Annotated in this window: 7 protein-coding genes and 1 pseudogene; 4 read left to right on the top strand and 4 right to left on the bottom strand. The window is 35.2% G+C overall.

What is annotated here, in order from left to right:
* Nucleotides 1-760: 760 nt before the first annotated feature.
* From CEV08_RS00850 to thiD, 3 genes are read right to left on the bottom strand one after another with little or no spacing between them, the layout of a single operon-like run.
* Entirely contained in the window at nucleotides 761-1,261 is a 501-nt protein-coding gene (locus CEV08_RS00850) for a short-chain dehydrogenase (RefSeq protein WP_100129899.1), read from the bottom strand.
* Nucleotides 1,262-1,279: 18 nt separating this feature from the next.
* Nucleotides 1,280-1,843 carry an NADPH-dependent FMN reductase gene (locus CEV08_RS00845; protein ID WP_100129898.1) on the bottom strand — a complete coding sequence of 188 codons (564 nt, stop codon included), beginning with the start codon at nucleotides 1,841-1,843 and terminating at the stop codon, nucleotides 1,280-1,282.
* A gap of 12 nt (nucleotides 1,844-1,855) precedes the next feature.
* Nucleotides 1,856-2,713 carry a bifunctional hydroxymethylpyrimidine kinase/phosphomethylpyrimidine kinase gene (gene thiD, locus CEV08_RS00840; RefSeq protein WP_100129897.1) on the bottom strand — a complete coding sequence of 286 codons (858 nt, stop codon included), beginning with the start codon at nucleotides 2,711-2,713 and terminating at the stop codon, nucleotides 1,856-1,858.
* Between the two features lie 104 nt (nucleotides 2,714-2,817).
* Here thiD and CEV08_RS00835 point away from each other — a divergent pair, with 104 nt between their 5' ends.
* The 4 genes and pseudogenes from CEV08_RS00835 (at nucleotide 2,818) to CEV08_RS00810 (ending at nucleotide 9,577) form a co-directional block, all read left to right on the top strand.
* Nucleotides 2,818-3,624 (top strand): lysophospholipid acyltransferase family protein, encoded by an 807-nt coding sequence (locus tag CEV08_RS00835; protein WP_100129896.1) that lies wholly within the window; start codon nucleotides 2,818-2,820, stop codon nucleotides 3,622-3,624.
* Between the two features lie 2,845 nt (nucleotides 3,625-6,469).
* The gene (locus tag CEV08_RS00820) at nucleotides 6,470-7,561 is read left to right on the top strand and encodes a D-alanyl-D-alanine carboxypeptidase family protein (protein ID WP_100129894.1); all 1,092 of its coding nucleotides are present in this window, start codon (nucleotides 6,470-6,472) and stop codon (nucleotides 7,559-7,561) included.
* Nucleotides 7,562-8,138: 577 nt separating this feature from the next.
* A pseudogene (locus CEV08_RS10230) lies at nucleotides 8,139-8,481 on the top strand (Arm DNA-binding domain-containing protein); the annotation flags it as partial.
* Nucleotides 8,482-8,515: 34 nt separating this feature from the next.
* Nucleotides 8,516-9,577 (top strand): CobW family GTP-binding protein, encoded by a 1,062-nt coding sequence (locus CEV08_RS00810; RefSeq protein ID WP_180753530.1) that lies wholly within the window; start codon nucleotides 8,516-8,518, stop codon nucleotides 9,575-9,577.
* 2,061 nt (nucleotides 9,578-11,638) lie between these two features.
* Here CEV08_RS00810 and CEV08_RS00805 read toward each other — a convergent pair.
* Nucleotides 11,639-12,388 carry a L,D-transpeptidase family protein gene (locus CEV08_RS00805; RefSeq protein ID WP_100129891.1) on the bottom strand — a complete coding sequence of 250 codons (750 nt, stop codon included), beginning with the start codon at nucleotides 12,386-12,388 and terminating at the stop codon, nucleotides 11,639-11,641.
* Between the last annotated feature and the right edge of the window lie 31 nt (nucleotides 12,389-12,419).

Here is a 12,419-nt window from a genome sequence, read left to right as displayed (position 1 = left end):
ATTGATGTGTGAAAAAATTGTATAAGAAAAGAATAAAAATGCCTATGAATCATTTCAAGGATCAAGGACTGGAATAAATATTGAAGGCTAGCAAAGCGTATGATGGTGCCAATTTGCGCTTTTATGAAGTGTATCTGTCGTTTGTCATTGGGTTTTGCATAATTTGATAGAAGATTTTGCATCAATTTCTTTTTTCAAAGAGTCTTCAAAGTCCTTTCAAAGATCATTTAAAGTCCTGCTAAAATTGAATGTATGGATTTAATCTAAAACGAAGACTTGCGATTCCACTCTTTTCATGTACAGCATTCTTTTTGTTTCTATAAATAAGCAAACACAAAATTTTAAGAAGACAATTAGACCAGCAAAACAAACGCTCTTGATCTCAATTCTTGGCAAACTGCATATTCAAACTATGAGCATCTGGCAGAATACAATATTGGAACCACCATTGCCATAATATTTCAAATCTAGCATAATCTCTAAAACCTAATAAAATCTTCCTGATAAATATTCCGCCATTTTATCTCACGCGATCATAATGCCCAATAATAAATAAAGTATACTATTCAGCTATAAGCAATTTACGATCAACCATGCTGTTGCTAGCCCATAATTTACAAAACAATTCGGCATAGACGCTCTCTATAAAGTGATCAATAACCAGCTTTAAATTTTGTTCTTCATAACAAGTATTAATATTTAAAAAGAATATACAAAAAGTCTAACCCCACTCACCATCTCAAATAATCATAATTTTAGTTCATTCACGATCTTTCATTGCATCTAATACCTGTTGGCTTATCTCATGATGGGTAAGCCATCGCCAACCATTAGGCGTTGTTTTTCGTCCTAATTTAATGGGTATAAAATCAACCTTGTTCTTACGCGCACAATCAACAATCATTTGATCATGAGTATTGAAACCAAAAATATGAAGAATACACGGGGGTTTAGGCAAAAGAGCCAACTGTTCAATGAGTGCGCAAGAAAATGCATGCGCAGGTGAATGAATCCATAATACGCAATATTTTAGACCATGCCATTGCTTCACAGCTTCTAAAAATTGTGCCTGTGATACCGCACAATCATAATCCAAGGGGACGCACAGATGTTGTTTTTGTAATGCCTCAAGCAGGGTTTTATGAGAAAAAAAACGTGCAGCAATAATAACCTCTTGTGGTTCTAGTGATTGACACAAAGGAGAAAGCACCCCAGTACCACCTACGACTAAATAACGATATTGCGTATCCTTTTTTTTCATATCCCCTCCCTCTTTGCTTTAAACGCCACCTCTTTGTTGTAAAAATATGCACATTTCATCAGCAAGCCGTTCACAACGTGTTTGTATTTCTTTGCTTATAACTTTCCAAGTACGACCTTCGTCATCTGATGCAAAATCCTCTTTGGCCGAAGCGACTTGACATTGGAGGGCATAACCATAAAGCGTGCGCACCACCGGCAATAAATGCTCACACGGTTGTGAACACCTTTTAGCAGCACTTCCATGAGAGATAAGCCCAACAGGTTTATTTAAAAAGGCATTATAGGATAAATTATCAAGAGCATTTTTTAAAACCCCTGAATAAGATCCTTGATAAAGAGGACTTGCGAGAATAATACCATGGGCAGCTGCGATGGTTTTTACAAACTGTCGTACCGCAGCACTTGGATTAGCTTCGACTTTGTGATGATAATCTGGATCTGTTATTGGCAAAGGGTTATCACGTAAATCAACCCAATGAAGTGATGCACCACGCTTCATTAAGCAATCTGCTAAATAACAGGCTAAAGTTCTTGTTAAGGAAGGTTGACGTACAGATCCCAAAATAATCGCTATATTCAATAAGATTCTCCTTTATTTTTCATCCCACAGTTCACAAAAATGGTGAAGCGGCCCTCGCCCCTTACCTACTTGCAAAACAGTTGAAGCCCCTAAAGCATTATTGAGATAAGATTTTGCTCTTTTTACCGCACAAATCAATGGTGTTGTCGGCAAAAGTGCTGCAATTGCTGCCGCAAGAGTACAACCTGTACCATGATCATTGGTCGTTATGATACGTGAAGCTTCAAGAGTGATTGTCTCCTCACAGTCGTAATAAAGATCTGGACTAGAACAATCGTAATTTTCTGTACTGTTTCTGGTAAGCGTGTTCAAATGTCCCCCTTTTAATAGAACTGCATGACACCCTAGCGCCAAAAGTCGTGGAGCATATTGATACATAGTCTCTAAAGACCATTGCACTTCACATCCCAATAACAGTGCCGCCTCAGGCAAATTCGGCGTAATCAAAGTTGACATCGGCACAAGAACATCACGCATAATTTCAATAGCATCAGGTTTTAAAAGAACATCACCACTTTTTGCAACCATAACCGGATCAAAAACAATGAGACGTGCTTTATGATAAGCAAGACGTTCTGCAATAGCTTGTGCAATCTGAGCATTTGCTACCATACCAATTTTAACAGCGTCAACACGGATATCCTCAAAAACAGAATCAATTTGATCTGCAACAAAAGAAGCATCTAATGCTTGAAAAGAACGCACACCTTGAGTATTTTGTGCAACAACAGCTGTCACCACACTCATACCATAAGTTTTCATAGCTGAAAAAACCTTCAAATCCGCTTGCATTCCAGCACCACCAGAAGGATCTGTTCCCGCAATAGATAAAATCCGTGGAATAAAAAGTTTATCTTTCTGTAATTCCATCAACCTCTTTCCTTCTGTTTTTTAAATAGATGCTTAAAAAAACATAAAGAAGATGTTTTCTCATGTAAATTATATTATATACGAAGTCTTCTGATAGATATAAAATGGAAAATATCGTGCTTATCCTTCGTTCTATTCTTTTTACGTTCGCTTTTTATATAACAACTTTCATACAAATGGTTCTTTATGCTCCTGTTTATTTTTTAATGCCCCGCAAAAAGGCATGGATTGTTCCTAAAACATGGGCACGTGTTACACTTTTTTTGCAAAAATACATCGCAGGTACACGTTATGAAATTGAAGGATTAGAGAATCTCCCCAAAGGAGCCTATATCATTGCTCCAAAACATCAATCTGCATGGGAAACCTTCAGTCTTGTTCCCTATTTTGATGATCCCACTCTCATTTTAAAACGTGAATTGATGTGGATTCCATTGTTTGGCTGGTATATGGCAAAAACACAAATTATCCCCATTAACCGTACAGCGCCCATAAAAGCGTTAAAAATGATTATAGAAAAAGCAAAAGAAAAAGTAAAACAAGGGCGCCAAATCTTAATCTTTCCCGAAGGAACACGCCGACAACCTGGTCAAGAACCAGATTATAAGTCAGGAATTGTCGCACTCTATAATGAATTAGGACTTCAAGTTGTCCCTATTGCGCACAATGCTGGTTTATATTGGCCACGCAATAATTTCCGCCGCTATCCCGGAACAATTCGTGTTCGTATTCTTCCTCCAATAGAAGCTGGTTTAAGCAAACGTGACTTTCTAAATCAACTTGTTCAAAAAACTGAAGAAGCGTGTGATGAACTGCTTCTCTTAGCAGCTCAAGATCCTACCCCTCCTCCTATGCCACCATCTGCTGCCCAGAAGCTTCAAAAACTAAAATATTATGAAACACAACCTTAAGTGATAAAAAACATCATTTTATGTATTAAATGAAAGCATATGAAACAAAATTATAAGGGAGATATTTCAAGCTTTCTCATTCAAAATTATAAAATCCATGGACGGTATAAAAAATGTTGTATCTAAAAGATAAAATGGTTTTGGAAATGAATGGGGTGCAATGGCTCAACATCCGGTGACTATTATAACAGAAAGTAATTTAAACGGATATGACCTCAAAGTATTTTTCATTCTAGCTTCTCGTCTTGATTTAGAAAATCTATTGGTCGTCAATCAAACAGAATTAGCTCAAAGGATCGGTATTGCTAGGCATCATTTCAACCGAAGTGTAAAAAGACTAATAACCATGGATATCCTTTTAGAAGCTTCGTATTGGTATTAATAGATCTTCTCGTCTTAATCCAAACTTTGGTTGGAAGGGTAGTGCAAAAAATCATAAAATGGCTATTGAAAAAGATTTTAGAAATCGTATTAAAACCTCTGGAATACGGAGTATATACGAGAGTAGTAAACCCCTAGAAATAGATCTAGATAATCAAGTAGATTTCGAAGATTATTTGAAATAAAAACTAACGTAATTAGCTAATTAGTACTCACTCCGTTCATCCAAAAATCAATAGAATGAGAGGCTACCGCCTCTCAAACTCTCTGTACGCTCACCAAAATCATGATCTCAGATCCACGTTTATCGAAGGGATTAACAAACCTTTTGTTCTTAAGGTCAAGGTACCCCCTTCGGGGCGCCTAACGGCGACCTTGACTAAAGACAACAAACGGTTTGTTTTATCCTTCTCATGCGGCTAGAAATCATGATTATATGAAAAACGTCTCTGTTGGCGCCAAATTTATCCCTAGAATGCGTTTAATGAAAAAACTACGTCTACCTGTTTCTAAACTAAAAACCTCTCACAGAGCTTTTTAAAGCCAAATATAGAATATTTTAAATTCCTAAAGATCATTTTCACAAAAACATCACAAACCAAAAACTATATTTGCTACTGAAAGCATTTTTGAATCTCTCTCAAATTTGAAAAATCTCCAATGCGCATTTTATGCACTCTTGAAAAATGTCTTTCTTTGAAAGATTTTTTGAAGGTGCAATTATACGTTTTATTTAAAAACGTAATTTTGGGGAGCAAAATCCATATCGAAAAAGCCGTATTTCCTCCATTTAGCGCCATAAGAAACTCCCAAGAAATCATGATTTCGGCACCGTGCTGGAACGTAAAAACAAACCGTATTGGTTTTGGGTCAAGGTCGCCGTTAGGCGCCCAAAAGGGGTTGCCTTGATCCTAAAAACCAAAGGATTGTTAGTTTCCAAAAGCACGGCTTTGAGATCATGATTTTGGTGAGTGCACAGAGAGTTTGAGAGGCGCTAGCCTCTCATCTTGATACTTAAAACACCTGCTTTTTAGCAGGAGTTTTAAGTTTACAATATACAGATACAGAAGGGGAGGTAAAAAAATTATACTAAATAGACAGCAAAACAGGTAAGATTAATATATGAATTTTTTTGAGAAAGAATTCTTTTTCCCTTTAAAATTGTTTAAATATCATACAATATATTGATTGATAAAGATATTTTCATTTTTAACTTGAATTCCCCTCAATGCCATAAGATTTTTTTATTTCAAGTTTGTTTCATGTTGAATTAATAAAAATTATTTGCTTGTGCATTACAAGTGATCAAGCCTGCGTGGATAAAACTTTACAAGAAAGGCATACCTCTTATCAACCGTCTCAAGTACCAAAGACTGTCGCACTTGGGGACCGGTAAATATGGTGCTAGCTTGCTCCTTCACAAATACAACATTGATAGCGAATAATGAATGGTAAGTACCCATATCTTTCTTCATATAAAGATTATAGTGCCTACAAGCGATGTTTTAAAAGAGATATGAAAACTGGTAGATATTTCTTTAAAACGAGCGCATAAATGAACTGAAAAACTTTATACTTATTCACAAACAGTTTTAAAAATACTCGCTAAGGGGTAAAATAAAGAGAAAAACAAACAACTTATTTAAAGAAAAAACATCAATTAATAATATCCCATACAGAAAAATTATTTTTTCTTCTTATATTGTATAAATTATTCGTCGTCACAAATGAAATTAATGTATAGGCAAGAATTAAGCAAAGGATACAAACATCTCTTATAGACCATCTCAATATAAGGGTTATTTTAAGGAGACATTTCTTATGGCACCTCAACCCATTTCACAATGTTGATTATGAATGGTATAATGGCAAATCTGTTGAGCATCCCCATTTTTACGCTTTTGAAGAAGCAAGCCCGCACCATCACCCCCTCTTTTGCCAATACCAAAATTGCGATAGTCCTTGGTACTCGAGACTATTGATAAGATGCATGCCTTTCTTGTACAGTTTTATCCACGCAGGCTTCCCGCTTGTAATGTGCAAGCGGATAGTTTTTTGATTTATTCAATCTGGAACAGATTTGGAATGAAAAAAGCTGACGATATTGGGGGGCCTCATTAAAACATATAAAAACGGTAAATTATCATTGTAAACAAATATTTTAAATAATAGAATAGCAGGAAAAACGTATGATTGTACTTGCTTTTTTCTTTCTGAAAAATATCTCTCCTCTCAAGAATCTTAAATTTTGTACAATCTTCATTATTTAAAAAGTATTTCTTGAGATACTCAAACCATCAAACCAAATTCAAGGGGAACGTAAAGATGAGTGCTGGTTATTATCCCTAAGTCACAACTGATACAGCAATTAACCATCTGTCTTTTCTATGCTAGACTCAAAAGCTTTATATCCTACATTAAAACAATTCTAAATAATGAATAAGAAGGAACTCGATTTAAACTCATGCAACGTTTTTTCTATAATTTATTTTTTTCTTTCATCTTGAGTTTGTCGAGCACTTTTGCTTTAGCGCAGCCCTTTATCTCTGTTGATGTTACAACAGGACATATCTTAAAACATAATCAAGCTTTTGAGCGTTGGTATCCAGCTTCCTTAACAAAATTAATGACCGCTTATGTTATTTTTCGTGCTATGAGTCGAGGAGAAATTTCACCCAACAAACCTATCACCATCAGTGAATATGCCGCAAAAGCTCCCTCGTATCGTTCTGGCTATAAAGCTGGTTCTGTCCTCACACTTGATACAGCCTTAAGTATCACCATGGTTAAATCGACCAATGATTTGGCCATTGCCATGAGTGAAGCTGTTGCTGGTTCACAAAAAGCTTTTGTACGCAAAATGAATAGCGAAGCAAAACGTTTAGGCATGTTTGGCACCCATTTTGCGAATGCAAGTGGATTACCAGATCCTCAAAACTATTCCACCGCACGCGATATTGCTCTTTTAGCTGTCCAAATACGTCGTGAATTTCCACAATATGCTCATTATTTTTCTATTCCAGCCATTGATTTTGGTAATAATAGAAAAATCCAGCATAACTCAAACAACCTCATTGGCCGTTTTTATGGAATAGATGGTATGAAAACAGGGTTTATTTGCGCCTCTGGTTTTAATCTTGTTGCCTCAGCCACCCGCAATAAACGCACAATTATTGCTGTCATTCTAGGCGCTAACAACATAAGTAAAAGGGAAGAAAAAGCGGCACAACTTCTCGAAATAGGATTCTTGCACCAAGGAAGCCCCCAATTAACACTAGCCACATTAAAACCTTATGGAAGCAACATAACACAAGCCCAAAATATGAGACAACAAACATGCACGCCTGAAGCCATAAAAATGCATGCCAATTCCTATGATGATCAAGGAAATATTATTCTTACCTCACCTTTTATCACGCCTCCTCCTTCTTTTTCTCATCCCTTAGCAGTACATCTCATTCGTACGCCACAGACACCTAAAATAACAGTAAAACCACTAAGAAAACCCCATAGTCCGTATAAAAAAAGCGCACACTATTCTATAAAAAAACCGTAAGCCATAATCTATAAATTAATTATAATATATTGATTTATAATGATAATTTTTACCTTATGTCAAAACCACAAATATCGTAAGATTGCCTCATTTCAAATCTGTATCTGCTAAGTCAATTAAAATCAGTCTCTTGCACATCACAAGGTGGATAAGCATAGAGATAAATTAATTAAAAAAAGGAATCAAAAATTTCTCCTATACAACCTTTCAAATACCAAGAATTATCACAACATTAGCACTGAAAAAGTCGTATGATCGTGCTCACACTTGCCCTTTATAAGCATAAAAATAGTGATAACATCAATTTCATAGGAAATTGGATATTAATCCCTCACAGATACCCTTATGAATGGCGTTGAACATCGTAAGATATATTTCTTTAAAACTGTAACACACTGATTTATAATGGAAAATAATTTTTTCAACTTGAATCATAATCCCAAATAGTGTAGGATTTTCTTATATTGAATCAATTAAAATCACTTGCTTGCACGTCATAAGCGGGATAAGTCTATAGATAAAACTGTACAGACAAGGACTAAGCGTGGCTCTTATGAATGCTCTCAAGTGCTAAGGGCTGTTACAACACCCACGGGCAAGCAAATGTGATGATGGTGTCGGCTTGCTTCTCCATAAGCATAAAGATGGAAGTGTTCAATGGATTTATCGTTACACCCTTCACAAACGCCGCCGTGAAATGGGCGTAGGTACTTTAAGACATGTTTCTTTTAAAAAAGCCCGTGAATTAGCAAATCAATAGCGTTCTGTTTTATATGAGGGGTGTTGATCCCATTAAAAACGCAATAACCAAAAGTGTGAGGCAATGCGTCATCTTCATTATTTAAAAGACATTGCTTTAGATGCTTTTGAAAGTCGTCAAGCAGAACTTAAAGAATGATGCTAAAGATGGGTATTTTTTTACCCTTAAAACAAAACCATGGTTAGATGATTAAGATGAAAATAAAGCGCATTCCTCTCACGCTTATTACTGGTTTTTTAGGTTCTGGCAAAACAACTTTGCTCAACCGTATGCTACAAGACCCTCTCTTAACGGAGTGTGCTGTTATCATCAATGAATTCGGCGAAATCAGTATTGACCACCTTCTGGTTGAAAAGACGACAGAAGGAATTATTGAACTTGCCAATGGTTGCTTATGCTGCAATTTACGCAGTGATCTTATTGATACATTAATTGATTTAATCAATCGCGTCCAGAGAGGACAGATTAAAAAACTCAATCACATTATCATTGAAACAACAGGAATGGCTGATCCTGCTCCTATTTTACAAATACTTTTAAGCCACCCGTTGTTTATTCAAACATTGTCCATAAATGCTGTTCTTGCAACATTTGATATATTAAGCACACTTTCCATATGTGAGCGCTATCCTGAAATATATAAACAATTAATCTTTGCTGATAAAATTATTCTCACTAAAACAGATCTTATGGTACCACAAGCGCTTTCAAATACGCTCCTTAATACACTTAAAAGAATGAATCCTACAGCACAAATCATTGACGCCCATTCTGAAGAATTCTGCTTAAATCTATTAATAAACAATACATTATGGTATGAAAAAGGAGAAAATACACACCTTAAGCAAAATCTTATGACAGCTCCCCACGACCATTCCCCCCATAAAACCATTCGCACCTTTTCATTAGAATGTGAGGACCTTGTTGATTACACTACAATTGAAGCTTTTTTAGATCTTCTACAAGACCGTTATGGTACAAAATTACTCCGTATTAAAGCAATTATCGCATTGCGTGATGATCCTTCTCGCCCACTTGTATTACATGGTGTACAAACATTTTTCCATCCACCCATAAGACTACCAGCATGGCCAAAAGGAATAAAACAAACACGTTTTGTCATCATTGCTGATGGTGTTGAAAAAGAAGCAATACAAAAACTTCTCAATGCTTTTTTTAATAAACCAGCAATAGACACTGCAGACAAAACCGCTCTCTTGGAAAACCCTCTCATTATTCCAGGAATAAAGTTTTAACTCTGTCCTTCAATAATATAATGTTAAATCCATAAAACCAGACTTTTTTACACTTTTAAAGAAGTAAAACAGTTCCACCATAGATTTTGACCCCCAATGTATGGTAGCTCTTGGCACTTTAGACGATTCATGAGAGACATTTTTTATTTAATCTTTTTTATCGACACGGTCTCTCCCGCTTGTAACGTGCAAGCGAATGATTTTAACTGATTCAATATAAACAAGCTTTGAATAAAAGATGCTTGCGGTATTTAGAATTCTAATTCAAGATAAAAAACAATATATTATTATAAATCAATATGCCATTAATTTATAAAAACCTTTGATAAACATTTCTATTCAAATTCATTAATAAATAACATATTATGATCTGAAAAAGAAAAAGACATATTTTAAACAATGTCTTACGCCTTCTACACAATCATGATCTCATAAAATCATTCATATCTTTTCACTGGACGGCAAATTCTCATAGACGACACCACAATTAAGGCTTTTTAGAACGCCTACAAAACCTTATACAAAACTATTGCCTATTAAAACAATCCAACGAGAATGTATTAATCTTATTTGTAATAATAATCACACCCTTTACATAAAATAGAACACTATTATAGTGCGAATTCACGCATTTTTTAAAGAAACATATTCCAATACGCATCATACCTATTTCAAGACGCTACCCATCAATAACATAAAATTTTCCACGAGATATATAAAACCTATTTATCATTTTTACTCTATAAATATGCAAGCTTGAATCATCATAACCTTTGCCAGCGCTCAATGTTTCAAAAACCCTTGATACCTTAGAATGCTCATAAAAAGTCTTTGCTTTCTTTAAGAGTTTTATTCATATAGCAATCCAATTTACGATGTGCAAAAAATGATTTTGATGGATTCATCATAAACAGATTTTAAGATAAAAGGATTTTATGATGTCTAGCTGCTTATTTTCTCTCGTGTAGTTTGACAGTAGATTTCGCATTAAATTGCAAGAGGTGGGATTAGTTAGGAATACATGATAATTTATTGTTTTTACGTACAATTTTTAGCATTAAATGTGCGTTTTGTCAAAATAGATTTTGACACCTAAAATTGGAAAAAACGCGAAAAAGGGTAGAAAGTGCGATTTTGTAGCAAAAATGAAAGAAGGCTTTGAAGCCCCTTTGAGAACCTCTTAAAAACCCTTCGAAAAAAATAAATTGATGCAAAACCTGCCGTCAAATTTTGCAAAACCCGATAACAAACTACATCTCGCAATACACTTTATCTGTAAATTATCTGCAAACCATTTTAGGAATTTTATTTCATAACCCCATTGGATAAATTCTTGGCTTTAAAATATTCTGCCCAACTTTATTTCTCCAGCAGATTTTAAAAAATCTTCTCAAATTTAGGCAAAAAACTAAAATAAGACAGAGATAATATCGGATTTCTAGCTGTATGTATGTATCTGATAGACCAACACCATAAGACAATATTTTACAGTATGAAAGAATAAAACCCTTTGAAAGAAGTAAAAAGAGAAGCGCATTTTATGTTAATCTACGCTTCACTAAAAACAAAAACTGCCATTCATACCGATCTGCAAACAATATAATTTCTTTCAGAAAGTTTTACTTGGCTTCCCTTGGCCCCATCTGATCTACTTACGCAAAACTCCATGAAAAAACTCAGCGATTTAAAACATTGACTACTCACTTAAAACACCTCATGATGCATAAAGTTCTGATGTGTCCTATATTATCACCATAAGCGATGGTGTTTGACGCTCATGAATGAGTACACCCATCACACAATTTGTCAGTCCAAAATGTTTCAACAACCTTTGGCATTGAAGGCGATTCATAAGAAGCATTTTTAGTCATTTTTTTAACAATTTGTACCTACACACAAGCTCCGCTTGTGAAATACAAGAAAATATTTTTTATTGATTCAATATAAAAAAAGTCTTGGAATAAGAAAATCTCACACTATTCGAGACTATCATTCGACATACAAAATGATAAATTATTATAAATCAATATGTTGTAACAATGCATTAAAATAAAATAACCCTCACTGCACTAGAGAAAGGGAAGTTTTATCAATATCGCGATTAAAAATGTAACGTTTTCCATAAACTTCAACAATTGGAGGTTGGCGATTTTCTTCAAAGAAATCATACCCTTTCTTAAGCATAACCCAAAATTTATAATGAGGATTATTGCTATGACGTAGCATATTATCCTTTGTCATGCGAAAAGGAAAGGCCTGCAACTGAAAGGCTCTTTGTCCGCCTTTAAAAGCATCCCGTGCGAACGCATAAATTTGAGCCATGTTCTTATCACTCATAGAATAACAACCGGCGGAAGCGCAAGAGCCATGCACCATAAGATTGCTTCCTGTACGGCCATTTTCCTGATCATAAAGGTTAGGAAACCCTATATTAAAAGAAAGATAATATTTTGAATAAGGATTCATTTGGTTTGCAGCAATAGTATAAAAGCCTTCCGGTGTCTGAAGATCGCCTTCTTTATATTTAGGTCCAAGCTTACCAGACCATTTGCAAATGCCATAGCGAGCAACCAAGATAAAAGGACCTGAACGAGATTGCTTCCAAACTTCAGCAACATTTTCCTCTTTGAAAAATCGCATCACAATCGGTGCATAGGGATCAATATCGTACAAAGCCATCCTATTCTGGATTTCTTGCGGAAGAGGCTGCTCAACTTTAGCACGAATAGCAGCTGGCAATCTTCCTTCACAAGCCGTCAATATTCCCATTACAAACAACATATACACAGCAAGGAATCTGTTAAATGTCATTGAATAAAACTCCAATCTAACACCCCTCATA

The sequence above is a fragment of the Bartonella tribocorum genome (assembly GCF_002778015.1).
Classification (GTDB): Bacteria; Pseudomonadota; Alphaproteobacteria; order Rhizobiales; family Rhizobiaceae; genus Bartonella; species Bartonella tribocorum_B.
The sequence above is the reverse complement of the archived record's forward strand: the minus strand, read 5'-3'. Positions and strand labels throughout refer to the sequence as shown.